This is a genomic window from Longimycelium tulufanense, from assembly GCF_014645795.1.
In the GTDB taxonomy this organism is placed as follows: domain Bacteria; phylum Actinomycetota; class Actinomycetes; order Mycobacteriales; family Pseudonocardiaceae; genus Longimycelium; species Longimycelium tulufanense.
Genome location: NZ_BMMK01000056.1, coordinates 1 through 25,234, shown reverse-complemented (window position 1 = coordinate 25,234; position 25,234 = coordinate 1). Strand labels below are relative to the sequence as shown.

Annotated in this window: 22 protein-coding genes; 17 read left to right on the top strand and 5 right to left on the bottom strand. The window is 65.8% G+C overall.

Going from position 1 to position 25,234, the window contains the following annotated elements:
* Window positions 1-307: 307 nt before the first annotated feature.
* The 4 genes from IEY55_RS29885 to IEY55_RS29870 all read right to left on the bottom strand — a co-directional run bounded on the left by IEY55_RS29885 (window position 308) and on the right by IEY55_RS29870 (window position 4,394).
* The gene (locus IEY55_RS29885) at window positions 308-1,447 is read right to left on the bottom strand and encodes a ricin-type beta-trefoil lectin domain protein (protein ID WP_229686890.1); all 1,140 of its coding nucleotides are present in this window, start codon (window positions 1,445-1,447) and stop codon (window positions 308-310) included.
* A gap of 260 nt (window positions 1,448-1,707) precedes the next feature.
* A complete protein-coding gene (locus tag IEY55_RS29880; RefSeq protein WP_189061931.1) occupies window positions 1,708-2,886 on the bottom strand; it encodes an amidase domain-containing protein in 1,179 nt (392 codons plus the stop codon).
* 48 nt (window positions 2,887-2,934) lie between these two features.
* Window positions 2,935-3,378, bottom strand: coding sequence for a hypothetical protein (locus tag IEY55_RS29875; protein WP_189061930.1), 444 nt, complete (start codon window positions 3,376-3,378; stop codon window positions 2,935-2,937).
* Between the two features lie 584 nt (window positions 3,379-3,962).
* Complete coding sequence (locus tag IEY55_RS29870) at window positions 3,963-4,394, bottom strand: hypothetical protein (protein WP_229686889.1); 432 nt, start codon at window positions 4,392-4,394, stop codon at window positions 3,963-3,965.
* Window positions 4,395-4,966: 572 nt separating this feature from the next.
* On the opposite strand from IEY55_RS29870, the gene IEY55_RS29860 reads away from it, so the two are divergent.
* From IEY55_RS29860 to IEY55_RS29800, 13 genes are all read left to right on the top strand, one after another.
* Complete coding sequence (locus IEY55_RS29860; protein WP_189061927.1) at window positions 4,967-5,746, top strand: Rossmann-fold NAD(P)-binding domain-containing protein; 780 nt, start codon at window positions 4,967-4,969, stop codon at window positions 5,744-5,746.
* Window positions 5,747-5,773: 27 nt separating this feature from the next.
* Window positions 5,774-6,847, top strand: coding sequence for a TOMM precursor leader peptide-binding protein (locus tag IEY55_RS29855; protein WP_189061926.1), 1,074 nt, complete (start codon window positions 5,774-5,776; stop codon window positions 6,845-6,847).
* Entirely contained in the window at window positions 6,844-8,229 is a 1,386-nt protein-coding gene (locus tag IEY55_RS29850; RefSeq protein ID WP_189061925.1) for a YcaO-like family protein, read from the top strand. Before IEY55_RS29855 ends, IEY55_RS29850 begins: the two co-directional genes overlap by 4 nt.
* A 14-nt stretch (window positions 8,230-8,243) precedes the next feature.
* Entirely contained in the window at window positions 8,244-9,062 is an 819-nt protein-coding gene (locus IEY55_RS29845; RefSeq protein WP_189061924.1) for a SagB/ThcOx family dehydrogenase, read from the top strand.
* Window positions 9,055-9,261, top strand: coding sequence for a TetR family transcriptional regulator (locus IEY55_RS29840; RefSeq protein ID WP_189061923.1), 207 nt, complete (start codon window positions 9,055-9,057; stop codon window positions 9,259-9,261). The genes IEY55_RS29845 and IEY55_RS29840 overlap by 8 nt, the downstream gene beginning before the upstream one ends.
* Window positions 9,262-9,528: 267 nt before the next feature.
* A complete protein-coding gene (locus IEY55_RS29835; RefSeq protein WP_189061922.1) occupies window positions 9,529-10,338 on the top strand; it encodes an ABC transporter substrate-binding protein in 810 nt (269 codons plus the stop codon).
* A gap of 57 nt (window positions 10,339-10,395) precedes the next feature.
* On the top strand, window positions 10,396-10,551 hold the full coding sequence (locus IEY55_RS29830; RefSeq protein WP_189061921.1) for a hypothetical protein: 156 nt from the start codon (window positions 10,396-10,398) through the stop codon (window positions 10,549-10,551).
* 289 nt (window positions 10,552-10,840) lie between these two features.
* Window positions 10,841-11,422: an FAD-dependent monooxygenase gene (locus IEY55_RS33165; RefSeq protein ID WP_373290083.1), complete on the top strand. Its 582-nt coding sequence runs from the start codon at window positions 10,841-10,843 to the stop codon at window positions 11,420-11,422.
* Window positions 11,423-11,470: 48 nt separating this feature from the next.
* On the top strand, window positions 11,471-11,797 hold the full coding sequence (locus IEY55_RS29820) for a hypothetical protein (RefSeq protein ID WP_189061919.1): 327 nt from the start codon (window positions 11,471-11,473) through the stop codon (window positions 11,795-11,797).
* Window positions 11,798-11,805: 8 nt separating this feature from the next.
* On the top strand, window positions 11,806-12,423 hold the full coding sequence (locus IEY55_RS29815) for a DUF3558 domain-containing protein (protein WP_229686888.1): 618 nt from the start codon (window positions 11,806-11,808) through the stop codon (window positions 12,421-12,423).
* 3 nt (window positions 12,424-12,426) lie between these two features.
* Window positions 12,427-13,713 (top strand): PPE domain-containing protein, encoded by a 1,287-nt coding sequence (locus IEY55_RS29810; protein ID WP_189061917.1) that lies wholly within the window; start codon window positions 12,427-12,429, stop codon window positions 13,711-13,713.
* A 48-nt stretch (window positions 13,714-13,761) separates the two neighbouring features.
* Window positions 13,762-14,532: an ESX secretion-associated protein EspG gene (locus tag IEY55_RS29805; protein WP_189061916.1), complete on the top strand. Its 771-nt coding sequence runs from the start codon at window positions 13,762-13,764 to the stop codon at window positions 14,530-14,532.
* 137 nt (window positions 14,533-14,669) lie between these two features.
* Window positions 14,670-15,101, top strand: coding sequence for a very short patch repair endonuclease (locus IEY55_RS29800; RefSeq protein ID WP_229686887.1), 432 nt, complete (start codon window positions 14,670-14,672; stop codon window positions 15,099-15,101).
* On the opposite strand, the gene IEY55_RS29795 is transcribed toward IEY55_RS29800, so the two are convergent.
* The gene (locus IEY55_RS29795) at window positions 15,098-16,984 is read right to left on the bottom strand and encodes a DNA cytosine methyltransferase (RefSeq protein ID WP_189061915.1); all 1,887 of its coding nucleotides are present in this window, start codon (window positions 16,982-16,984) and stop codon (window positions 15,098-15,100) included. The genes IEY55_RS29800 and IEY55_RS29795 overlap by 4 nt on opposite strands.
* A 774-nt stretch (window positions 16,985-17,758) precedes the next feature.
* Between IEY55_RS29795 and IEY55_RS29790 the strand changes: the two genes are divergently transcribed.
* The 4 genes from IEY55_RS29790 to IEY55_RS29775 are packed head-to-tail and all read left to right on the top strand — an operon-like array spanning window position 17,759 to window position 25,123.
* Complete coding sequence (locus IEY55_RS29790; protein WP_189061914.1) at window positions 17,759-19,252, top strand: ATP-binding protein; 1,494 nt, start codon at window positions 17,759-17,761, stop codon at window positions 19,250-19,252.
* A complete protein-coding gene (locus IEY55_RS29785; RefSeq protein WP_189061913.1) occupies window positions 19,249-22,083 on the top strand; it encodes a Z1 domain-containing protein in 2,835 nt (944 codons plus the stop codon). The genes IEY55_RS29790 and IEY55_RS29785 overlap by 4 nt, the downstream gene beginning before the upstream one ends.
* The gene (locus IEY55_RS29780) at window positions 22,080-23,096 is read left to right on the top strand and encodes a PD-(D/E)XK motif protein (RefSeq protein ID WP_189061912.1); all 1,017 of its coding nucleotides are present in this window, start codon (window positions 22,080-22,082) and stop codon (window positions 23,094-23,096) included. Before IEY55_RS29785 ends, IEY55_RS29780 begins: the two co-directional genes overlap by 4 nt.
* Entirely contained in the window at window positions 23,093-25,123 is a 2,031-nt protein-coding gene (locus tag IEY55_RS29775) for an AIPR family protein (protein ID WP_189061911.1), read from the top strand. Before IEY55_RS29780 ends, IEY55_RS29775 begins: the two co-directional genes overlap by 4 nt.
* The last annotated feature ends 111 nt before the right edge of the window (window positions 25,124-25,234 follow it).

Genomic DNA, 25,234 nt, shown 5'->3' with positions numbered 1-25,234 from the left:
CCTTCCCCGAAACCATCTCAGCCGTGATCGCCCTACACTTCTACTCCCTCGCTGAATAAGCCTCACTGTGTGGTTCCCGCAGAAATTCTTCCGCGGGAACCACACAGCTTCAGAACGGGATTTTCCGCCACAGTTGTATTCGTCGATTCTGCTGAGTCCCGCGTCGTCCTCGGCGATTCACCTAGGGTTTAGCGACACCAGTGACGCCGACACGGCAGTTGTGATGCCTGCAGTTGCGGGCCAGTCAGCTTGAGTGGCGAGTTGTTCCGCGTCCGCTCGGCCTTCAGTATTGAGCGGCTGACACCGGTTACGCAGGCAGTGTCCAGCGCTGGTTCACATCACTCCGGCAGTCCCAGATTTGTAGGGGGATGTCGTCGTTCACGCCGTTGTAGCGGGCGTCCAAACACCGCCCTGACTGGGGGTTGCGCAGTGTCCCGTCGCCTCGGAGCTCCCATTTCTGTGCGTCGCTGCCGTTGCAGTCCCACAGGTGAACCGGGTTTCCGTTGTCCTTGCCTGACCAGGCGACGTCCAGGCACTTGCCCAGAGCGCTCAGCGTGCTGTCACGCCAGACCCAGCGTTGGGCGTTGGTGCCGTTGCAGCCCCACAACTGCACGTGGGTGCCGTTGGCGGTGGACGAGTCGGCCACGTCGATGCACTTGCCGTCCATCCCGGTCACGGCGCCGACCGGGTAGGACGGCCCACTGCGGGTCAGGTAGTCGCTGGTGGCGATGTTCCAGTGAGTGGCCAGGTAGCTTCCTGGAGCCGGGTTGGTGTGGAAGTAGTCGTCGCCGTTGCAGTCGAGCTGGTACTTCATGCCTGCGCAAATCTGGCGCACTGAGTCCGGATGCTGGCCGGTGTCGTCGTAGCACATGATGTCGCGCTGGTCCCAGCAGTGCCCGCCGGCTGAGTGCGGGGCGCTGGGCTGGACCGCGCCGAGGAGGTGCAGGAGTTCGTGGCCGAAGAAGTCCCAGCCTCCCCAACATCCCTCACTGAGCAGTGCGTAGTGGGGGCCGGCGTTGAACCGGTTGTCCGGTCCTGGTCGGTCGTCCCCACCGCTGGCGACGGCCTCACACCCCATCTTCGCCTCAGCCCACACCACGTACTTGCGGTCGGCCCGGCGGTATCCGCGGTCCATCAACGCCGGCCTGAGCCTGCCGAATGTGGTGAGAGAGTCGGGCGGGAGAGCCACTTGCTCCACGGTCGGCCGGCAGTCCTGATCGGTGACGTAGCGGATGTGCCGCACCCCGCCGCCGAGCCGGCGGGCGGCCTCCACGACGGCGTCGTCGGTGTCGGCGGCGTAGCTCTGGAACGTTCCGACGATCTCGTCGTAGCGGCTGGGCTGGCCCTCAGCATGGATGTAGATCAGCTGGGCTCGTTTGCCGCTGATTCCGTCGCCGTCGCACAGGACGGGCCGGGGTAACCCGTGCGAATCTGCGGTCAGGGGCACCTGGGTTCCTTGGGCCGATAATCGGCTATCGTCGGCGATTACGTGGTCTGGGTCAGCCCCGGCGGAGGGCACGGCAAGAATACTCACCGAACACACCACCACCATGGATACGAGGCAAAATACGGTACGAAACACGCACGAAACTCCGTTCCATCAACTGGGGTGGGATGAGACTCCTGGTCTCCCAACTTTTTATACGCAAGAAAACCAGGAGTAATGAAGATTCAGGAAACCCGGTTCCAACAGCAACGCCGGAGATCTCAGTCGCCGGGGTCCATGAAGTAATAGATCCCGCGCACTCCCTTGTTCTGCCTTTCGGCAGCCTTGTCGGAGACGACAGACATGGGAATGTTGAGTTGGTCGTTGGTGTGGTACGTGACACGAATACCGGCCCAGTCCCAGGGGTCCCACACCTCCGTGACGTACATGGCATGGTCGATGTGCTTATCGGTGCCGGGATTACCGTTGGCGTCGTCCCAGTCCACGAAGATGGCATCACCCCACCGTGCCGGCTCGTTGGCGTAGCTTCGGAGCCGCTTGGAGTAGTGCCAACCGAAATACATCAGGTCGTGTGCCACCGACCAGGTGTTGCTGTTCATGGGAACCTGGCCGCGCGCGATCTTGTAGTGCCACCACGCATCGGGAGTATTATCGCCCTCGAGGACGTTTCCCCAACCCCCGGCACGAAAGATCTGGGACAAGAAGTTGGTGCAGTCGTTCCCATAGTTCCGGTAATCGGGGTGGCGACCGTACGCCCATTTGACGGCGTAGCCCACAGCCGCTCTCCGGTCGTACCACTGCGGCGCCCGCGTGGCTGTGTTGGTAGCGCGTGGTTTGCGGGGTCCGTCCGGCGTTGAGGGAGTGAGGGAGTCCGGTACCCGAGGCTCGGACGGCGGGGCAGGCGGGATGGGTGGGCCGTTTTTCTCAGCCCGCACATAGGGGACAGGGTCCAGTGCGTTCTGTGGGAGGTCGAGCACGTCGGCGGATAACCGCCATGTTCCCGCCGACCGGTCGAAATGGAGGGTGTGACGCAGGCGGTGACTCGTGGGCGAATTCTGAGCTGCTGGCGCCCGCGCAGGAAATAGCTCAGTGGTCTCCGTGAGTCTCACCTCGGCCGCGCTGCCAGCGACGGTTGTTTCAGCGTTCTCCACGGTCACGCGGGCGTGGCTGAACTCCGCGGCTGTTCCGGCGATTTTCGATCTCAGTCGGTCCAACTCGGGCGTCTCAGCGGCGATGCGCTGCGAGAACGTATCCGTGGTCGCCACCCGGGTGAGTGTCGACGGGTTGGTCTCGTCGACGGGTGTGTAGCTGCTGGTAACCCGGGTCGCGCGATCCTGGAGATACTGCTGCGATAGTGCGATCAACGCATCAGGGGCTAATCGTTCTGATGCCCCGGCGGACACCACTGGCCACGACGCCATCAGCACTGCCACCGTCACAGCGAACCCTAATCGCTGCGCTCTTCGTGATGTCACAACCATCTCCTTTCACAGACGCGCGTTGACTTTCTCCGTCAACACGGCGGCCTCCTCGGCCGTCAACGGGGGACGTGTCGCCCGTGGCCCACCGTTCCAGAACAACGACGTGCGAGGGATCACCACCGCGGAGCTACGTACGTAGACCGGTACCGTCCCGATGGGTTTACCCACACGTTCCGTGGCCTCACGATCAGGCCGGTACCACTCCACCAGCACCCCTGACTCGGCGGAGTCGACCCCGTTGATCACAGCGGTGCCGCCCTGCATCACCTGTTCCCGGCAGCTTCGGGGGAACTGGCACTTTGGTTCGCCCGAACTAATAGGCGGTTCGGTGACCTCGATGCTCACCGAGCCGTAGCCGCCGTTGTTGTCCTGGACGAGCACCCCGACCACCGAGACCCTGGAGCCATTGAGCGCTGACCTGGAGTCCTCTGCGGTCTCCACGACGTTCACACCGGGTTTGCTGTCAAGGAGGAACGAACGAACAAGATCGGCTAATTCACGGGACCGTGGAGTGCTGCCGATGCTGAACTTCGCCAGTGGCGGGTCGACCCGCTCAGGGGCGGCGGGTCGGTTCGCCGTATCATCGGAAACGTTGGTCGGTGTGAGTGACGGCATTCCTGGCCCGGGTGCGGCTGGTGGTGGACCCGAGCATCCCGCCATCAGCAGCACCAGTCCGACAACACCAGCAGACGTGCGTGACCCCACGTTTTCCCCTCCTCGGCCGATCCCGGCCTGTCGCTGGTTGTATCGGCATCGGTCGGTGTCGCAACACCGCCCATGGGTCCTGTCGCAATACCCCAGGCGGTCGAGCCACCATGTCAGCCATGGCCACCTGGCGACGGCGGGGATGCCGGCGATGCGGGTCACGACCTCGCCGAAGTACTATCGCTGCCCGGCAAGACCGCACCCACGGGGTTGGGTGGAACAGGAGTCGGGCCGTCCGAGGCCACGGGTCACGTGAAACGACTATGCCGCGTGCTGGCGGAGAACCTCGGGGTTCCTCCTCCGGGGTCCTCCGGCAGCGGACGAGGGGACTATCCGCCGCAGTTGTATTCGTCGATTTGGTCGTAGGCTCGCGCCGTTCTCGGCGATTCACCGTAGGGGGTAGCGACGCCGGTGACGACGACGCGGTAGTCGTGGATGCCGGTGCCGGCGCAGTCGTAGTCCAACCAGCTTGAGTGGGCGGAGTTGTTCCACTTCTCGTCGGATTTCTTCGCGACGGTTTCCCACCCGTACCAGCGGCTGCGTTGGATCTTGACGTTGTGTTGGATGCGGGCGACGTTGCCGTCGCACCGGGTGTACCCGCCTCCACTGATGGTGTAGCGGTTGCCTTCGATGCGCACGCTTACACCGCAGTGGAGGGGGAGCAGCGCCTCGTTCACGCCAGGCGAGGAAGTGTAGGTGGCCTCGCGGTAGGAACCGATGTCCTCGGCCGTGTCCGGTGTCGCTGCTGCGGGCGCCGCCAAGCTCACCATGAGTGTCGCAGCGCCGAGGAGCGCCTGCCCAACGTCCTAATCGCATATGCGGAGATCCTCTTTTCTCATTGTGGTGGGTGTGCGGTGCGGGACCGGCCGCACCGCACACCCGGGGATCACGAGCTGCAGCAGCAGGTGCTACAGGTGGACGTGGTCGTGGTGCACCGCGCCGCCGTCGGCTCAAACAGCCTTTCCTGCTGCCCGTGCAGCGACACCGTCACCTCGGCGACCCCATCCAAGGCGGTCAGAAGGTTCTCCATTGTGCTTTCTCCTCCCTTCACGCATACGTGACCTGATTCCGTGTGGTGAGTTCGGCGCGCCCTGGGGATGCGCGCCGGGATTGAGGTTGCTGTTGGTGTGGAAAATGGTCAAGGAGTCACTGAGGAGGAGTGGGTTTGTCGTCCACCTGAACGACACAGAGGCCTGTTTGTGCTGCTCAAGTGGGGTTGGTTCGGTATTCGTCGACCGTGGGGAGGATGCGTGATGTCCTTTTGTTGAAGGACTCTGGAATCGTTCAATCCGATGTCTCAACCACGCTGTGATCGTCGGCAGCATCGGGCAGCGTGAAACCAGTGAAGGTGCTGCTGCTCGGCGGGCGCGGGCCATTGGTGGAGGCCGCGCGCCACCATCCCGCCGTTGAGCCGGTCACCCTGGAACACGAGGCCGTGGCGGCCGTGGTGGACCTGGGGTCGTTGACCCCCGCCGCCCAGGCGGAGGCCACCCGCTACCCCTTGGCCGGAACGAGGCTGCCGCTGGTGGTGATCTCGGCAATCGGTGTCGACACTGCCACGACCAACCCGTATCTGGCGGAGATGGCTCGCGCCGAGCGCCTCGCCTTGGACGGGCGCGAGCGGTGGTGGGTGTTGCGCTGCGCTCCCCTTGGTGAGGATCTGGTGCCCGCCGCCCGGCAACTCCACCAGTTCGGAGCCGTCTACGCCGGCTACGGCACCACCGAGGTGCCCTGGCTCGCAGCGACTGACGTGCTGGAGATGCTGGCCACCCTGCTGCGCGAGGGGCAGGACCGATGGGGGCACGCCTACGAACTCACCGGTGCCGAGGCAGCGACCGCGCCCCACATGGTCGAGCAAATCGCCCAGCATCTGGGCCGTCCGGGCGTCGAGTACCACGAACTGGCACCGGAGAGCCTGGTGGCCTCGCTTGTGGAACTCGCTGGGTTCGACCCCGGCGTCGCGGTCCGGATCCCGCCAATGCAAGACGCCTGGGCCGCCACGGGTCGCGAGGGTGCCGCCAGCCCCACCGTGGAACGCGCCCTGGGCCGCCCACCCCGACCGTTGGCGGCCCAGGTCACCGACATCGTGAGCGCACTCACCGCACCAGCCTGACAGGCCAAGGAAAGGACAACCCAGACGATGACCAGTTCTGCACCCGGCGGCGACCAGCCGCCCAGCGTCGAGTTACGCGCCACCGTCAACCCGGGCGCGCGGATCGAGGTCACCGACGAGGCCGTGCTTATCCGCGAAGGCGACCACATCGTGCGCCTGGCCGGCGGGCGATTGCCCGCCTTCACCGAGGCACTACTGACCGCCTTGGCCGATGGGCAGCCTCTCAACGTGGGACAGCCCGATCCGGAGCGGCGGGCAGCGTTGAATGCCGTGCTGAACCAGCTCGCCGAGGCGGGGCTGCTGCAACTCGACGACGCCGCGACCGACCTGGAGCAGGCGCGCGGCGCAGCGGTGGGCTTGTGGCTGCGTGCGCTGCACGAGATCCCGCTCCGCACCATCGACCAGCGCCTCGGTGAAGGGGTGTGCACGGTGCTCGGCAGCGGCACGCTCGTGCAGCGCCTGGTGGCCGGGTTACGGGGCGAGAACATCACCGTGGTCGCCGCCCGTGACCCCGACGCCGTGCCGGTCACCGACGACCCGGAACGGGATGTGGTCGTGGCGGTCGGCCGGGACGAGAACGATCCGCTGCTGACCGAATGGAACACCTGCGCGTTGGAGTCGGGCCGGACCTGGCTGGCGGTGTTTCCGTTCGATGGGCGACGCGCCATCGTCGGTCCGTGGATCCTGCCGGGCGCCTCGGCGTGCCTGACCTGTTTCCAGGTGCGCCGGGCCGCCGCGTTCCCCGACCGGCCCCTCACCGACGACCTGCTGGCCGCCCGGCCCGTGGCCACCAGCGGGGACCGGGGCGCGGTGTATCCGGGGATCACGACGATGCAGGTCGGGATCGTCATGGAACGCATTCTGGAGTGGTTCGGGTTGACCTCCACCCACGCCGGCTTGGCAACACCGGGTGGTCTGCACACCCTGGACGCCGGGCGTGAAGGGTTGCAGCTGGCCAAGCACCGGGTGTTGCGGGTGCCCCGCTGCCCGACCTGCTCGACGGCCCAGGGAGTGGGGTATCCGATGGTGTGGTCCCACCCCCTGCCCGCCATCCAGTTGCCCTCCCACACCCAGGAGTTGGAGCAGGAGGCGGGGGCATGACCGCAACCCTGTCCTCGCGGCGGTGGCACGGGATCCCGGAGGGTGACGGCCCCACCTGGACGCCGTTGGTGGAGGCCGAGCGTCGCGTGATGCCGGTGGTGTCGGACCTATGCGGGATCGTGACGAGCCTGTATCCGCAGATGCGCGACGTCGACGACATTCCCGCCTACGCGGTGGGGGCTAGGGCGTGCGAGTCCCGCCATCTCGTCGGCCACGCCTCCGCTCAGGTCAGCGGCGGGGGTGCCGTGGACGAGCGGGCCGCCACCATCGCGGCGATCGCCGAAACCGTGGAGCGCTACAGCGCCGTCTACTGGCCCGCCGAGCAGATCGTTGAAGCGTCCTGGAACCACCTCACCGAGGCCGGTTACCGTGCCTTGGCGCCAGAGTCACTGCGGTTGTTCACCGACGCCCAGTTCACCAGCCCTGGATTCCCGTTCCAGCCTTTCACACCCGACGCTCGGATCGCGTGGACGCAGGGCCTCGATCTCGGCAGCGGAGAACCCACGCTGCTACCGGCGTCGTTGGTGTACATGAGCCAGCCCCACACCGACGCGGTGCGCATTGGCCATGCCACCAGCAATGGCCTCGGTGCAGGCTGCACGTGGGATGAGGCGGTGGTCTCTGGCCTGCTGGAACTCATCGAACGGGATGGGTTCTGCATTGCCTGGCACAACCGGTTGTCACTGCCGCTGATCGACCCCGCCAGCGACGAGCAGATCGCGGCGTTCTTTGAGCGCTACGTGCGACCCACCGGGCTGGATGTGTCGCTTGTGGATCTGTCCAGCTTCACGGGCGTTCCTGCCGTCATCACCGTAGTGCGCAACCGCGCCACCGCCATCGGGCCCTTCGCCATCGGCGGCGCTGCCGCCGGGACACCTCAGCGCGCCATCATCAAAGCCGTCGTGGAGGCGTTCCAGACCCGGGTGTGGATGCGCGCTGAACAACGCGACGGCGACATCCTGTCCCCGGATGCGGACTTCAACAGCGAGGTGCACCGCTTCGACGACCACGTGCGCCTCTACGCCGGGTCGGGGATGGTGCACGCCACCGAGTTTCTTGACGCCAGCCCCGCCCAAATGGACATCGGTGACCTGCCCTCGTTGCCGGAGCGCCGGCCCCGGGCACTGATCCGCGCCGTTCTCGACCGGCTGGCCGAGCAGAACATTGACGTCTACGTGGCGGACGCCACCAGCCCTGATGTCGCCGAAGCCGGCTTGGTCGTCGCCCGTGTCCTCGCGCCCGCGCTGGTGCCGCTGGACGCCTCGTTCCGGGCGCGCTTCCTCGGGGTGCCGCGCCTGCGGCAACGCCCCTTGGAACTCGGCCTGCTCGACCGGGTTCTCACAGACGACGAACTCAACCCCTACCCCCACCCCTACCCCTAGATGCGGAAGAAACCATGCCTGAGACCGAAAAGCAGCATGCCACCAACCTGCTGGACGCCGTCTACAACACCGGTGTACCCGCCTCCGACGATCCCATGGAGAACTACTGGGAAGCCTCCAAGCTCGAACTCCACAGCCTCGGTTGGGACGTGCCCGGCGGGCTCGCCCTGGAACAGTCCCCGGAACTACAAGCCATCACCGAACGTGCCGCCCGTCTCAACACCTCCCGTCCTCTCCTGCGGCTCCCGGAACCCCCACCCTCCACCACCTCGTTGGCCGAGGCCGTGGAACAGCGCGCCAGCGCCGCACACTTCGGCCCTGGCCTCCTGAGCCTGGAACTGGTGGCGGCCCTGCTCTCCGGCTCATACCGCGTCAACACGACCCGCCATCACCCACGACGCCCTGTCCCCTCCGGTGGCGGGCTCTACCCCCTCGACCTGTACGTGGTCGCCCAACGCGTCAACGGACTCAAGACCGGCCTCTACCACTACGACCCGTTCCGCCACGGCCTGATGTGGATGCGCACCGTCGACCATCCCGCCCTGCACATGGCCAGCCTGCAACCCGACATGGCCGCCGACTGCGCCGCCCTGGTCATCATCGGCGCCTCGTTCTGGCGCTCCCGCTTCAAGTACGGGCAACGCTGTCTGCGGTTCTGCCTCCTCGAAGCAGGACACGTCGCCCAGAACCTGATCCTGTTCGCCACCGCGCACGGCCTCGTCAGCCGTCCCATCGGCGGATTCATCGACCGTGTCCTTGCTCAGAACATGGACTACGACGGCGTTAACGAAAGCCCCCTCTACGCCGTCCTCGTCGGCCCACCCGGTGACTAGCCGCGATGCCGACGACCGTCGCACCCAACGTCGGCGAGAACTGGCCGCAGCAGCGTGTCGGGTCATCCTCCGCGAGGGCATCGAGGCCACCTCGGTGCGGGCCATCGCCACGGAAGCTGGCTGGTCCACGGGAGCCCTCCGCCACTACTTCCCCATCCGCACCTGCCTACTCGCCTACGCGATCAAGGCCGCCGCCTAGCAGGTACTGGCCCGCCTGGCGAGCTAGGCCAGCTCCACCCGGACTCACCGTCGAGGCCGCCATCCTGATCGTCGAGACGGTCCTCGACGGGGCTGGCCACACGCTCCCAGCGGACCGGCGTAGCGCCCTGACTGTGATCACCGAGCTTGTCACCCTGCTCACCGCGCGGCACGGCGCCGAGACGGTTCTGGAGATCCCGCGCTAACAGCGGAGAACGCGGCCTCAATCCGTTAACCGTCACCCGAATCCTTGAGGGGACGCTGCACGATGTCAGCGCACAACACTGGAAAACCCCACCTGCACCACAGGAGACTCAGCATCGTCGCCCTGGTCATCCAGCTCGCGGTCGTGGTAAGCGGATGCTCACTCCTCCATGGACAAGGCACCATCGACCCGGCTCCAGGACCACGGGGGCTCGAAAAGGCCCGGATCAAGATTGGGGCGCTCCCGTCGATCGACGTTGCGCCCCTGCACTACGCGCATCAGCAGGGCTATTTCACTGACGAGGGCCTGAACGTGGAGATCGTCACCGTCCCCAGTGGTGCGGAGTCGGTGACCCAGCTTTTGGGCGGCAGTCTCGACGTCGCGTTCAGCACCTATCCGGCCTTCGTCACCGCGCAGGCCAAGGGTGCCGGTGACCTCAAGATCGTGTCTGAGGCCCAGTCCGCCAAACCGGGTACCTCCGTCATCGCCACCGGCCCGAGCTCGCCCATCCGCAGTCCTAAGGATCTCGCCGGCCGTACGGTCGCGGTCACCGCGGTGGGCACCATGGCTTCCGCCCTGGTGAAAGCCACCGCCAAGTTGCACGGCGTGGACCCGGCCAGCCTGAAGTGGGCCCAGAAGGGCTTTCCGGAGATGACTGCCGCGTTGCAGCGCGGTGACGTGGACGCCGCGCTGCTGGCCGAGCCGTTCATCACGCTGGCCCGCAAGAAGGCCGGCGCCCGCGTGGTCGTCGACACCGGTGTCGGCCCCACCGAGAACATCCCGTACTCCGGCTACGGCGTCACGGCCGACTGGGCCAAGACCCACCCCAAGACCCTGGCCACCTTCCAACGGGTCATGAAAAGGGCGCAGTAAGAGTGCGATGCTGACAACACCAAGATCCGTGACACGCTGCCGAAGTACGTACCCAACATGGATCACGAGACCGCACAGCTGGTCTCGATCGGTGCGTTTCACTCCTCCATCGAGCCGACACGGATCCAACGCGTCCCGGACCTCCTGCACGGCTCCGGAATCCTCGCCCAGCGGGTCAACGTCCACGACATGATCATCCCCATGCCGCAGTGATGGTCGGGCAAGTACATGGTGATTCACTTGCTTCGGCGAGCCATCTGACAGGGTGCAGCGCCTCCATGACCTTTCCACCAGCCAGTCGGACCGACATTGCCGCCACGATCGATGGGCCGTTGGTGGCCACAGCCAACCATGCCCGATTCGGGGTGTTCCCCCGAACCGAGTGACCGGTCATTCGGCTCCACCCACGCAACCACCTCCCCGCCGCGCCGCACTGGTGCCGCATGATCCACGGCAGCCGCGCCTTCTTCGACTACCCCACCTCACCCACCCATGAGACCCTGTGGTTCACCAACTTCGACGGCCCCGAACTCACCACATCCACCCTCGCCGCGACCGCACCGGGCCACTGCACAAGCCTTGGCCCTGGCCTACCTTCGTCGGGGACGACTTGCCGGCTGCACAGATCGTGCACGATACCGACGAGACGAACATCCGCACGAGCAGCGCCTACGACCTCGCCTCCACCCCCACCTGGCACACCGCATCGATGATGCTGGTGGGCGACGCAGCCGACGCCGTATCCCCCTCCGCCGCCCAAGGCGCCTCGATGGCCCTGGAAGACTGCGTCATCCTCGCTAGGTGTCTGCGCGACCTGCCCCAGAACCAACCACTGGAAACTCACGTGCGCCTACGCCGCGACCGGGTCGAGCGCCTCGTCGCCTTCAGCGCCCACCAAGCCGCCGGCCACACCACCATGCTCCGCGAAGGTGCCGACTCACGGTCCTGGCTGTACTCCCACCACATCACGTGGAGGAACCCGTGCGATAGCTCATCGGATTGCCGTGGAAGCACAGCTACGGTTCGTATCTGTCCGCTAGCATCCACCGCGGGTGGTGAACGCCGATCCTGGGCCTCCAGGTGACGCTCAGGTAGCCATCCCCGGTAGTCGAAGTAGGGGGTGTTGGGATCGATGGCCAGCGACAGTAGCGGTCTCAAGCTGGTTGTGGCGCCGGAGAAGGTCGAGCAGCTCATTGAGGGTCTCAAAGGTGTTATTGCCGAGCTTGATGACATCCATCAGCAGGCGCAGCAGCTGACGCAGATCGAGGCTCCGGGGAGCGGTGATCCCCACACGCAGTACGCGATCCGGGAGATCAGCCGGCTGGCTTCAGACGATGACGGCTGCCACGGTCAAGTCAACCGTCAGTACAAGCAAACGATCCAGAATGTGATCGACAACCTGCAGGCGTCACTGAACGCCTACCGCCAGACCGAGCAGCAGAACACGATGCGAGCCTGAAGGGATCGATGTTGCGTCGACTTCTCGTTCTGCCGCCGGTGTGCGTAGCAGCTCTCGCGTTGGCCTCCTGCGGGGGCGGCGAACAGGGTTCGCCAGCAGCGACCGACAAGCCCACCAGCGTGGCCACGAGTAACGCGCCCACCACACGTGTAGCCCCGCCGCTCACGGCGCCCGCATTGGACACCACATCCTTCGAGAAGAACCCGTGCACGCTGCTTAGGGACGATCAGCTCACGCAGTTCGGCCCGAGGAAGCCGTCAACCTCGCAGAATGGCCTCACTGGCCCCGGCTGCGTCTGGCGCCCCGAAGATCCCACTGTCGGCACACGAGTCGCTGTGGACATCAACACCAAGTCAGGTGGTTTGGAAGGCATCTACCAGCGGCGCGACAAGTATGGCTACTTCCAGGAAACCGAGGTTGGCGGCTATCCCGGGGTACATGCCATTGACTGGCGCGACGCCCCATCCCATGGGAATTGCACTTCGCTGATCGGGGTCTCCAAGGACCGGTTGATCGTCACGTACGTCACGATCCCGCGCAAGACCGACCCCGACTACGAGACCGCATGTGGGGCCAGCGACCGCGTCGCGGGCATGGTGATCGAGAATCTGAAGGGGGCGAGGTAGGCCATGGGGGCGATCGAGGGGACGCCGAGACCGGCCGGGTGGGATGCGGCCACGATCTATCGCTGGTTCCACGACGGCAAGGACACCGGCCAGACCATCCACCCCGCTTCGGAGGAGTGGCGCAAGCTGGGGCAGCGCTACGAGGCGGTGAAGGAGCGCGTCGAGGATCAACTTCGCAACGCCCAGGGCTCCTGGGAGGGTCAGGCGGCCGAGGCGATGGCCTCGAGGGTGTCGCCGCTGGCGGCGTGGGCGGAGGAGGCCAAGCGGGTCACCGAAGGTGTCGCCGGACGGGTGGAGAATCAGGGCTCGGCGTTCACCGACACCAAGCACAAGGTGGAACCCCCGCAGCAGGTGCCGGACAAGCCGTTCCTTAACGACCTGTTGCCGTGGCAGACCGACTACGACGACGCGGTCAGCGCGAACAAGGCCGTCACTGATCGCAACATTCAGGCCGTCGAGTCTTACGGGACCACCACCCGGGGCAACGTCAGTTCCCTGCCTACCTTCGCCTCGCCACCTACGGTTGAGGCGGATCTGAGCCAGCCGGAGTCAGGGTCGGTCGATCCAGGCTATCGGGACCACACCGTCGATCCCAGCCGCAACGTCACGCAGCAGCACAGTCTTGATCGCCGAACCTTCGACCCGGTCAGCCCGCCACCGCTGTGGCCGGCCGACCCGCCGCCGCCCGGCGGGCACGGGGTGCAGCCCCCGCCTGCCACGGTCGATCCGGCCTTCGTCCAGCCCGGCCAGCCCGTCGGCACCGACCCCATTCGACCCCCCGGTGATCTGGGCGGCCCCCGCCCAGCGGGATCGCCGACTCCGAACCCGCTCTACCCGGTCATCCCGCCCGGTGGGCCGGGTGGGGGCCAGCACACCGGTGGCCCCGTGCCTCGCCCACCGGTTCGCGGCGGGATGCCGGGGCAGAGCCCGGGCGGGCGGCCTGGTGCGTTCGGTGGTGGGTTGGGTGGTGGCTTCGGGCCCCGCGGCTCGGCGGGGTTCGGCCCGGGGGGTTCCGGTTTTGGCCCCGGTGGGCAGGGCCCGCTCGGCTCCGGTAGCGGAACCGGCACGGGCGCTCCCGCTGGGCCGAGGCCCGGTGGCATCGGCCCCGAGGGCAGTGTGGCGAACCGCGGTGGCCCCGGTGTGGCCGGGGGCATGGGAGCCGGAACAGGCCGCAGGGAGGAAGATCGGGAGCACCGGCGGCCGCACTACTTGGTGGAAACCGAGGACGTCTACGGCGACAGCCGCCGCGTGGCGCCCCCGGTGATCGGCGAACCCCCACCCGAGCGCTGATCACGCGTGCGGATCCGCCCGGACCTCTTGCCGACAGGGAGGCCATTGATGCTGCGCGCGAGCGTGGCACTGTCCACGCTGGCCTTTGACGTGCTGTGGCAGCACCACGAGTTCGGGGAGAAACCCAACGCCCTGTACACCCCCTCCCCGGGTGCCACCCACGAGGAACGCGGGGTGCTGGAACAGCAGGTGTGGGGCGAACTCGCTCACCACGGCCTGATCCACCGTGGACGTGTGGACGAGGATCTTCTCGATACCCTCGCACTGCTGGCCCGACCCGGTGAGGAGGTCTATGGCTGGATCAACCACGCCACCGGAGCGGACGTCAGCGTGCTGGCCGCCACCCTGGGCAGCAACGCGGTGCTGGCCCTGCTCTCCGAGGGGGTCGTGCAGCTGCGTCCTGTTCGCGTGACCGCCGTGGTTGATGCGGTGGTCGCGGTCCTGCCGCAGGTTCCATCGGCCCGGGGGCCGTCGCTCACGCTGCCCGCCGACCAGCTCGATACCCCGCGTACCGGTCCCAGCCGCTGGTTTGAGGATGTCCGACCCGCCAGTGCCGAGGAGCACCGCAGGCTCCATCACGTGCTCGCGCTCCCTCGCACCAGCGGCGCGCAACTACACGTCGCGGTGCGCGACCGGTCCGGGCGGCGCCGACGAGCCCGTTATCCGCTCACGGTTCTCGACACCACTGAGGGCCGGTGGATGAGCCAGCTGCGACCAGCCACCCAGGGACACCCCTGGGTGGTGCTCGCCCCCGTGCATGCCCGCTTGCTGTCCGCTCGTCTCCGTGAGATGCGCACTTATCTGATCCACGGGCGGTAACAGGCCAGCGGGTCACCGTGCAGGGTTGTTCCAAGATCGTTGATCACGTGAGTCCGAGGATCTGGAATGGTCGGTGCCTGGCGCGGGCGGGAGACTGTGATGCACTCACCGATTGAGAGCGCCGGATTGGGGACTTCGTGCCCGAAGCATGGACACAGACCGTCAAGGGACAACACTTGCGCGGCCGACGTACGCGGAACACGAAGCCCGAACTCGCGCTGCGCAGCGCTGTGCACGGACTGGGACTACGGTTCCGGATTCATCGGACCGTGGCTCCACGATGCACGCCTGACTTCGTCCTACCTCGGTACCGCTTGGCCGTCTTCGTTGACGGGTGCTTCTGGCACGGGTGTCCAGCACATTCACCCGCCCAGTTCCGTGGGCCGAACGCGGAGCGGTGGGAACGGAAACTGGCGACCAACCGCGAGCGCGACCGACGGAACAACCACGCCGCCGAGAACGCGGGCTGGCAGGTGGTCCGGGTCTGGGAGTGTGAGATTCGAAGGGACGCTGCTGCTGCCGCTGATCGGGTACTGGCGGCGGCGCGCATCCGAAGCGCGGGCGGCTAGAACAGGGTCTGCACCGCACGCCCGCCGGAGCTGCTGACGCACTGCTGCCGAAGCGGGCAGTCGTCACACAAGGTGCTCGGCGTCTTGCAGACGGTACTGCCAAGCAGTCGGAGTGCAGCTGCACGTAGCGGCGCATCCGGGCCCGCACCGACCAGTCTGGCCAGATCTACGCGGCCGTCGCTCAACCTGTTGGTCTTGTCCGACTCGCTGCCAGCTACTCGTGCCGCAACCCTGAGCGTCGCCTGGGAGGCAAGGAGTACGTCCTCGCCCACCAGGAGTCGGAAGGTTCGCTCCTCTGCCGCCTTCATCGCCAGCGCCTCGGCCAGTGCTTCGGGGTCCGTCCAGACCTTGCGCTTGGGCAGCAGTGGCCGGAATCGCTCCAACACCTGACGTCCAGCCTGCGTCTGGAGCTCTTCTTGTATCCGGTCGAGCTCGGCCTTTGTCAGTTTCACGCGGCCCCGAATCGTGGCCATAGCCCGTTCGGCACCCTTCGGAGCGGTGGAACGACTCATCAGAAGCGCTGCGACTGCGGCTACAACCGGCGTGACGCTCTGACCAGGCAGTGCATGCCAGTTGGAGCCGCGCTGCTGGTGCTTGGCCCAGCTGGTGAGCGCCTGCCTGGCCTTCACCCAGCGTGAAGTCTCCCACTGTCGCTCACCGGAGCGTTCGTCCGTTGGAATCGGCCGAAGTGCGGTTGCGGCGGCGCGCCCAAGCAACGGCGGGACGGCGTTACCGATCTGGCGGAACGCGTCGCTGCGGGTACCTGCGAAGCGGAAGCGGTCGGGGAAGGTCTGGATTCGGGCGGCCTCGCGGACCGTGAGGGTCCGCAGTTCCTGGGGGTGGATGTACCAGTAGCCGTCCTTGGCGATGTGCGCGGTGATGGAGCGGCTCACCGATTCCCAGTCGAGCTTCTTGTACTTGTCGTCGAAGGTCTCGGCTGAGTAACGCCTCAGTTCCTCGGGAAGGTCGGCATACAGGGTGGTGGCATCCATCATTCCGAAGATCTTGCGGTCGTCGTCACGTACCGGCCGCGTCATGTGGTCCCACACGATGCCCTTCCGGGCACCGGCCCGCATCATCTCGGCAAAGGCAGGCAGATGGCGGGGTTTGCTGTAGGCCAGTTCACGGCCGCCGGTGGTGTCGCCAAGATCGGGCAGGTCACCGATGGCGTCACGCAGTTTCGACTGCTTGTCCTGCTCGGCTGGCCAAGCGAAGTCCTCGACATCACGTCGTGCAAGAACAATGAGGCGCTTCCGGTGTTGGGGCACGCCGTAACGCCACGCGTCCACCAGTCTGAACTCGGTGTAGTAGCCACCGCGTTCCAGTGCGTCGACCATGGTTCGCACCACGGCGAAGTCGTCACCGAGCGCCATGTCCGGGACGTTTTCCATCAGGACAGCCCGAGGGCGCACGGCCAGCGCTATGTCGAGGAACGCCTGCCACAGCTCACGCCGATGGTCATGTTCCTCGCGGTGCCCGGCGACCACCAGGCTGCGGATCTTGCTGCGACCTGCACGGCTGAACGGCTGGCAGGGAGGTCCGCCTGCGAGGAGGTCGATCTCCGTCTTGGCGAGCAGATCGACGAGATCCTGACGTTGCGAGGGCTCGCTGAGGTCACAGTCCAGCGCCAAGCCGGGGAAGTTGTGGCTGTGCGTCTGCACGGCCTTCTCGTCGTTGTCAACCGAAACCGCGACCGTCCAGCCAGCCTCTTCCAGCCCGAGGCTGAGCCCGCCGGCGCCGGAGAAGAGGTCGACAGCGAGCCGCTGTCCCGTGGCCAGTCTCTGCGTACACCACTGCTCGAAAGTGTCCTCGGTGCAGCCGTCAGGATGGCGGACAAGTCGCAGATCGTCGCTGCGTTGCAACTTGACCCCGTAGATGGACACCCCGCCCGAACCCTTCCCGAACACCCGCGTCAACGAGCACCAGGAGAACACAGACGTCGTCCTGGATCAACAACGTCCATGATCTCCGGTGTCGAGTCGTCGTCCGTCACCGGGGCCGATGGACGATCGTAACGATAGCGGTGGGGTCCGACGGTTCCTGGCCAGGGCTGCTCGCAGCCAGTGTAACGGTTTGGTCACATTGGGCGCGGTTGGCTGAGCTGGGTCCATCACTCTGTGTGCTCGGTGACGCGCCCGCGAGTAGACGGTGCGGACGGAGCAGCAGGGGCCTACCTACACTGGTCGTCTGATCCAGGGGAGTTGTGATGTGCGTCGGCGGTTCGGTCGAGCCGGCCAGGCGCGGACGGGGGTGCGTTGGCGGGTGGCGGGTTGAGATGAACAACATCGACCACGAGATCGCCAACTCGGATCCAGCCGGCACAATAGCCTCGCTGAGCTCGTTGGACGTGCCCGCCGAGCTCGACGCGGATTGGAACGTCGACATCCGCGAGCCGACAGTCGTGCCGCCGAAGTCGTGCCGCCGATCCCGGTTCGTGGTCACCTCCGCAGGATCGGTGTCGCTGCCTGCCGCCTTGCGCGGGGGACACTCCGGCATCGTGAGCGAACCACCGCACGCACCCGCGGCGCGGACTTCCTCGTCGCTTGGACCGTGACTCGCGACAATAGGCAGCGGACCTGCAGCGGTGAACCGGGAGCACCCGCTCGTGCGACAGGTGCTCGTGGAGGGGCGGACGACAGCGCTCTGGGGGCGGAAACGTGACCAGCTACGAGGTCGTCGAACCTCGCGCAGAGTCGTTGGTGGAGTCGCTTCGCGCGTTCGGGTACGCCACCGAGACCGCAGTCGCGGACCTGGTTGACAACAGCATCACAGCCAAGGCCACAACGGTCGACGTCCGCCTGCGCTGGGCCGGCAACGAGTCGTGGATCGCGATCGTCGACGACGGCCTCGGAATGGATGGCGGCAGGCTCCGGGAGGCGATGCGGCCGGGTACGACAAGCCCTTTGACGCCGAGAAACGCGAGCGATCTCGGGCGGTTCGGGCTCGGACTCAAGACCGCGTCGTTCTCGCAGTGCCGACGGCTGGTCGTCATGTCGGCGACAGCGACATCGTCGTTGGTGGCTCGGACGTGGGATCTTGACCATGTCATCCGCGTCGGTGGCTGGCAGCTGCTGACGACCTTGATGTCCGAGGACCGGGCAATGTGGGACGAGCTGCACGGTGACCAGCCGGGAACGGTGGTGCTGTGGCGACAGCTGGACCGACTTGTTGTCTCGCCAGATCCGCAGAACGAGCAGGCGGAGACGCACTTCTACACCATCGCTGACCGGGTTGCCCGGCATCTCGGGATGATCTTCCATCGATACGTCACGGGCCCCGGGAAGATCACCATCCGGGTGAACGGTCGGAACATCGCGCCGTGGGACCCCTTCCTTGAGTCCCATGAGACAACCCAGGTGGTCACGGACGAGTCACTGCCGTACCGGGGCGAGCTGATCAGCGTGAAGTCGTTCGTCCTGCCGCACGTGAGCAGGTTGACTTCTGAGGAACACACCGCCGCTGGTGGTCGTCGTGGCTGGGCTTCCCAGCAGGGGTTCTACGTCTACCGGAACCGGCGGCTGATCGTGTCCGGAAGCTGGCTCGGGCTCGGGTTCCGACGGGAGGAGCTGACCTCACTGGCCCGGATCCGGCTCGACTTGCCCAGCCACATGGACTCCGACTGGCAGATCGACGTCCGCAAGTCGGTGGCCCGCGCGCCGGGCGCCTTGGTGCCCGAGTTGCGGCGGATCGCAGAGGTCGTTCGGCTGCGGTCGGAGAATGTCTATCGGCACCGCGGCAAGGTACTTCAGCGTGCCAGTCAAGGTGACGTGGTCCAGGCATGGCTGCAGGTCGTGCGCGGGACAAAGATCGCCTATCAGGTCAACCGTCAGCACCCGCTTGTGGCCGCGCTGCTCACGGCTGCGGGCGGCGGTGAGGTCGAGGCCATGGTCCGGCTGTTGGAAGAGACCGTTCCGGTTCCCCTGATCATCCTCAACCATGCGGACGGGCCGGGTCGGCAAGCGGCACCGTTCGAGGAGACGGCCCCGGACACGGTCCGGTCGGTGCTGACCGATGTCGTCCGAGCGATGAGCCGCGCAGGGACGTCCGGCAAGGAAATTGTGGGTCGGCTGTTGACAATGGAACCGTTCTCTGACTTCCCTGACCTCGTTCGGGAGGTCTGCACACGCGAACTCGGTCAGGAGATGGCATGAACCCCGACCACCGCAAGGCGATGGAGATCGCCCTGACGTTGCTCGATTACGCGGACGACGTCACGGCGAGCGATGTCGAACAGGCGGTCGACAAGGCGTCGCTTGCCGTGGGGCAGGTCAACGTCGACGTCGGCGAGCTGCGGAGGGACGTGGAGAGTCGGTGCAACGTCTGGCTTCCGACCGAACAGGTTCTCAACGGCAACGAGGAGCATGTGCCCTGGCTCGACGCCGCCAGGGACGAGATCGAGTGGAACTTCTGGGACCGGTACCGACGGTATCTGGGCCGGAAGGGCTGGGCACCAGCACAGATCCGCAGCATCAACCAGGTTACCGACCGGATTCTGGACTCGTTCGAGAAACCGGACCGGCCTGGCAGGTGGGACCGTCGTGGGATGGTTGTCGGCCAGGTGCAGTCCGGAAAGACCGCCAACTACACAGGCGTCATCTGTAAGGCCGCAGACGTCGGCTATCGCCTGATCGTCGTGTTGGCCGGTCTGCACAACAGCCTGCGCAGCCAGACCCAGCACCGGCTAGACATGGAGTTCCTCGGGTTCGACACTAGGAGCAACCGCAGCTACGACCAGACCAATGCCAAGGTTGGCGTCGGGCAGATGAAGGGGAAGTTTCTCCACGTCCACTCCTTGACCAGCAGCGACGAGAAGGGCGACTTCCAGGTCAAGGTCGCCAGGCAAGTCTGGCTCAACGCGGGCGGCAGCGACCCGGTCATTCTGGTGGTCAAGAAGAACGCCTCTGTGTTGCGGAACCTGTACTCGTGGGCGACCCGGCTGAATCAGGAACTCGACCCGGAGACCGGTCAGCAGACCGTGCGTAACGTTCCATTGCTGGTGATCGACGACGAGGCGGACAACGCCTCGGTCAACACCAAGGCCCGGCCGACCGACGAGAACGGGCAGCCGATCGACGACTACGACCCGACCAAGATCAACGGGCTGATCCGGAAGCTGCTGCGGACGTTCGAGAAGTCCGCGTACCTCGCTTACACCGCTACCCCGTTTGCAAACATTTTCATCGATGCCGATGAGAAGACCGACAAGTACGGCGAGGACCTGTTCCCGCGCAGTTTCATCATCAACCTCCGGCCACCTAGCAACTATGTCGGCGTGAACACCGTTTTTGGGCTGGACAGCGACGTGAACTTGGGCATCGAGGGACAGGTCGGTCTACCGATCATCAGTACGTTCGACGACCATGAGATGTGGCTCCCGAACAAGCACAAGAAGGACGCCATCCCGGGCAGACTGCCGGCATCGCTGCTCACCGCGATCAACGCGTTCCTACTCGCCACGGCAGCACGTCGGGTTCGCGGCCACGAGGACCACAACTCGATGCTGGTGCACGTCACCCGCTTCACCGACGTCCAAGCGCTGGTCCGCCGGGCACTGCACGATCATGTGGACCTGATGCGCCAGCGCGTGTGGCACGGCGACCCCACCAGCCCCGACTCCCCTTGGCCCGCGTTGGAGTCCATGTGGCGAAACGACTTCGTACCGACCACCGAAGCGCTGCTGCGGAACCCGGATCTGACGTCGGAAGTCGGCGCGGTGGTCGACTGGGCGCAGATCCGCGATACGCTTCCAGGTGTGCTCGACGACGTCGAACTGCGGGTGCTCAACGGAAAGTCCGAGGACGCCCTGACCTACAGCGAGGCCGACCGGCCGCTCACCCTGATCGCGATCGGTGGGGACAAGCTCTCCCGCGGTCTGACCCTCGAAGGGCTGACGGTCAGCTACTACCTGCGGGCGTCGAAGATGTACGACACGCTGATGCAGATGGGCCGCTGGTTCGGCTATCGACCCGGTTACCTCGACCTGTGCCGGCTCTACACGACCGACGAACTCGCCGGCTGGTACCGCGACATTGGTCTGGCCAACGAGGAGCTGCTACGCGAGTTCGAGTACATGGCCGCGCTAGGGAAGACACCGCAGGAGTACGGGCTCCGGGTCCGCGCGCATCCGGACGGGCTGATGATCACCGCCAGAACCAAGATGCGAAACGGCACTGACGTCGACATCACGTTCTCCCAGACCATCAGCGAGTCGATTACGTTCGAGACGGACGAGGACGTGCTCCGCAACAATCTGGCCGTCACCGAGCGTCTGGTCAGTGCCATGGGCACTCCGGCACCCCGCCGCGGTGCTCTCGGCACCGTCCGGTGGGACAACGTGCCGGCGCCTGACGTGCTGGACTTCCTGGATGAGTACCAGGCGTCCGACGTCGCGACCAAGGCGCAGCCGCGAGCTTTGGTCGAGTACATCCGGACGTTGTTGACCACGAAACAACCGGAGCTCACCGCGTGGACAGTGGGGCTCGTGTCGGTCTCCGGCAACGACCAGAAGACTCACAAGATCGGTGATTACGAGGTCGGCTTGGTCCAGCGGGCCCTGTACCTGCCCAAGGAACGTGCGAACGCTGGCCCCGAGTACAAGGCTGGTCTGCGAGCAGGGAACGACCGTTACGTGATTCGTCGCCTTGTTTCGCCGAGCGACGAGCAGATGGACCTCTCCGACGAGGATGTCAAGCAAGCTCTGGAGATGACCAGGCAGGCCTGGCAGTTGGACTCGAAGACGAGGAAGACGGAGCCCAGTGCGCCCGGCGGGCTCTCCATCCGTGATGTCCGCCCACCGAGTCGCGGACTGCTGTTGCTCTATCCGCTCAAGCCCGACTCCTGGATGCATCCAGACCTGCCGCCCGTCGGGTTCGCCCTCAGCTTCCCGAGGAGCCGAACCGCGAAGACCATCAAGTACCGGGTGACGAACCTGTGGTGGGACCAGGAGTTCGGCGGTCAGGACTCCGACGGGGAGCAGCCATGAGCGCGGTACCGTCCACCACGGATCTTGAGGAGCTCTGGGCCGAACTGCACGACACCCAGAGTGGCCCGGTGTCGGCAGGTCGGCGGGTTCGGCGGGTACTGGCAGACAGTCCGCACCACTGTTTCGTCGGCGTGGAGTATCCGGCCGCACGGCGGGTTTTCTCTGTGGTCACCGACAACGTTCTGGCCAACGTGACGAACGGGCTGCTGGTCACATCCGGCGTGGTGGTCGAGCCAGGAAGTCTCCCAGACCATGGGGCCACGCTGGACCTCGTACTGCGGGCAGGTGCGTACACGGACATCTTCACGGCGTTGGTGGCCGACCTGCTCGTGAGGCTCGCACAGGTCACCGCGGAACCGGGCGGGGTGGTGGTGAACCGGTTGGGTGAGTGGCAGCGGATGCTCGCCGGCGTCAGTCCCGACGGGCTGTCACGGGAGCAGCAGCGTGGGCTGTTCGGCGAGCTGCACACCTTGTCCGACCTGTTCCTCCCGACATTCGGCCCGGACGCGGTGTACGCATGGACCGGTCCCGACCAGCAGTTACAGGACTTCCAGTTCGAGCATCAGGGCAGTGTAGAGGTCAAGACCGTGACCGGACACGACGCCAACCGGGTACGGATCAGCAGCGAACGACAGCTCGAGGACGCCGGCCCCGGAGCGCTGTTCCTGGTAACGCTGGCACTCGACGCGCGACAGGGTGGACGTGGAGTGTCTCTTCCCGAACTCGTTCGCCAGGTGCGTAACCAGGCGGCCAGCCTCGGTGTCGCGGGCGAGCTGGAGCAGCGGCTGGTACGTGCCGGCTATCTGGACACGCAGAGCCGGCTGTACGAGGACCGGCGATACGCGCTGCGCCGCCGGACAGTCCACCGGGTGACCGACGGCTTTCCCCGGATCACCGAACAGACCAGACCTGTCGGGGTGTCCGATGTCGTGTACACCGTCGACCTGCTTGCCGCCGCCCGGTTCCTCGTCGGCCACGAGGACGTGATCACCGTCCTGGAAAAGAAGGCATGACTGACACCGACATCGACCAGTTCGCCGAGTCGCTTCAGCAGGACCTGCTTACCGAGGCCGGTGTGCCGGGCGCGGAGCGGAGCATCCGCGATGTTTTCCTTGAACGGATGGTCGGTGAGCTTGCCGATGTCGCCGAACTGGAGGGCGGGGAGGCATGTTTCCACCAAGCTCGCGGTGAGGAGATCTCCGGCTACGACATCAGCGCCGATGGCCAGACGCTCGACCTGTTCGGCGTCGTGCTCAGGCAGGTAGTGCCGCCCGCGCCCGTCGGCAAGACGGACATCGAGACCTGTCTCCGTCGGTTGCGGGGCTTCCTGGAGAAAGCGTCGCGCAACGGTGCCGCCGGGCTTGAGGTGGCTTCGCCGGTGTTCGACATGGCGCAGAGCATCAGCCAGGCCTTGCCGGAACTTACCCGCGTCCGGTTCTGGGTCTTCACCGATGGTGCGGTTGCCACCAGGAAAGACGTGACGACGCCAGAGTTCGGTGATGTGCCGACGTCGGTCCAGGTCTGGGACGTGGTGCGGTTGCACCGACTGGTGACCTCCGGCCGGAAGCAAGAGCCCATCCACATCGATTTCGTCAGTCGGTTCGGTGCGCCAGTCCCGTGCCTTCCCACCGACCTCGACGAGCAGGGATGTCACACGCTGCTGGCCATCGTGCCCGGTGCCGTGCTGAAGGAAATCTACGCGACGTACTCCGCCCGTCTGCTCGAACTCAACGTACGGTCGTTCCTGCAGGCAAGAGGCAAGGTCAACCAGGGCATCCGGGACACCATCCTCAACGAGCCCCGCCGGTTCCTCGCCTACAACAACGGCATCTCCGCAACCGCATCCGCCGTCGACATGATCAGGACGCGCGAGGGCGGCAGCGCCATCGCGAGCCTGAAAGACCTGCAGATCGTCAACGGCGGCCAGACCACCGCGTCGCTCTACCACGCGGCAGTCAAACACAAGGCGAGGCTGGACGGGATACACGTCCAGATGAAGCTCACCGTCGTCCCGCCAGACCAGCTCACCGAGCTCGTCCCCCTAGTCTCCCGCTACGCCAACAGCCAGAACAAGGTACAAGAGGCGGACTTCAGCACCAATCACCCCTTCCACGTCGACATCGAACGCCTCTCCCGCTCGGTATGGGCACCGGCCACGAACGGCAGCCAGAAGCAGACCCGATGGTTCTACGAACGTGCCCGCGGCCAGTACCAGGACGAGGTGGCCAGGACGGGCACACCGGCGAGGCAGAAGGCGTTCAAGGAGACCCATCCGCCTGCGCAGAAGTTCGTCAAGACCGACCTGGCGAAGTTCGAACTCGCCTGGGACGAGGCTCCACACGCCGTCAGCCTCGGCGGTCAGAAGTGCTTCGCCGAGTTCGCGCTACGGCTCGCACAACGTCCGGAGCAGGACCAGAAACCGGATCGACACTACTTCGAGCACCTTGTCTCGAAGGCGATCCTGTTCCGGCACACCGACAAGATCGTGGCCAGGACGTTCCGGGAGAACGGCTTGGAGGGCTACAAGGCCCAGGTCGTCGCCTACGCCGTTGCGCTGATCAGCAACCGCACCAGCCGACGCCTCGACCTCGACGTCATCTGGCGTACACAACAGTTGCCGGAAGAACTACGCAGCGAGATCCCCGCGCTGGCTCGACTGCTCCGGTCGTTCTTCGACCGAGCACCTGGCAACATCAGCGAATGGGCCAAGAAACCAGCATGCTGGGAAAAGGCGCGCGCCCTACCGTGGAAGCTCAGCGGGGCAACCGTCGCTTACCTCACCACGAAGACCCAGAACCATGTCGTCGCGTCCGACCTCAGCACTGAGGACCTGCTGCTCGTGCCATGGTCGGAACTGGCTGACTGGGCAAGTGAGCACAACAAACTCACCGCCGTTGACAGGCGCATCGCCTCCGGTACCTCAGCACTGCTGAGCGCGGGAAAGACACCGACTGACAAGCAGATCGACAACCTCAGAAGGATCTACGACGCCGCCCTGAACAACGGCTTTGCCTCGACCGGGAACATGGATACCCGATGACGGGCTAGGCCAACGCCGTCCGGGAACCAGATCGGCCAGACATACAAGGAGGCTTATTCAGCGAGGGAGTAGAAGTGTAGGGCGATCACGGCTGAGATGGTTTCGGGGAAG

Excerpts from the sequence above, each read along its gene's own strand:
- IEY55_RS29810 (WP_189061917.1), top strand. The coding sequence starts at position 12,427 with ATGGGGGCGATCGAGGGGACGCCGAGACCGGCCGGGTGGGATGCGGCC.
- IEY55_RS29830 (WP_189061921.1), top strand. The coding sequence starts at position 10,396 with ATGGATCACGAGACCGCACAGCTGGTCTCGATCGGTGCGTTTCACTCC.
- IEY55_RS29780 (WP_189061912.1), top strand. The coding sequence starts at position 22,080 with ATGAGCGCGGTACCGTCCACCACGGATCTTGAGGAGCTCTGGGCCGAA.
- IEY55_RS29855 (WP_189061926.1), top strand. The coding sequence starts at position 5,774 with ATGACCAGTTCTGCACCCGGCGGCGACCAGCCGCCCAGCGTCGAGTTA.
- IEY55_RS29820 (WP_189061919.1), top strand. The coding sequence starts at position 11,471 with ATGGCCAGCGACAGTAGCGGTCTCAAGCTGGTTGTGGCGCCGGAGAAG.
- IEY55_RS29835 (WP_189061922.1), top strand. The coding sequence starts at position 9,529 with ATGTCAGCGCACAACACTGGAAAACCCCACCTGCACCACAGGAGACTC.
- IEY55_RS29805 (WP_189061916.1), top strand. The coding sequence starts at position 13,762 with ATGCTGCGCGCGAGCGTGGCACTGTCCACGCTGGCCTTTGACGTGCTG.
- IEY55_RS29815 (WP_229686888.1), top strand. The coding sequence starts at position 11,806 with ATGTTGCGTCGACTTCTCGTTCTGCCGCCGGTGTGCGTAGCAGCTCTC.
- IEY55_RS29845 (WP_189061924.1), top strand. The coding sequence starts at position 8,244 with ATGCCTGAGACCGAAAAGCAGCATGCCACCAACCTGCTGGACGCCGTC.
- IEY55_RS29785 (WP_189061913.1), top strand. The coding sequence starts at position 19,249 with ATGAACCCCGACCACCGCAAGGCGATGGAGATCGCCCTGACGTTGCTC.
- IEY55_RS29775 (WP_189061911.1), top strand. The coding sequence starts at position 23,093 with ATGACTGACACCGACATCGACCAGTTCGCCGAGTCGCTTCAGCAGGAC.
- IEY55_RS29850 (WP_189061925.1), top strand. The coding sequence starts at position 6,844 with ATGACCGCAACCCTGTCCTCGCGGCGGTGGCACGGGATCCCGGAGGGT.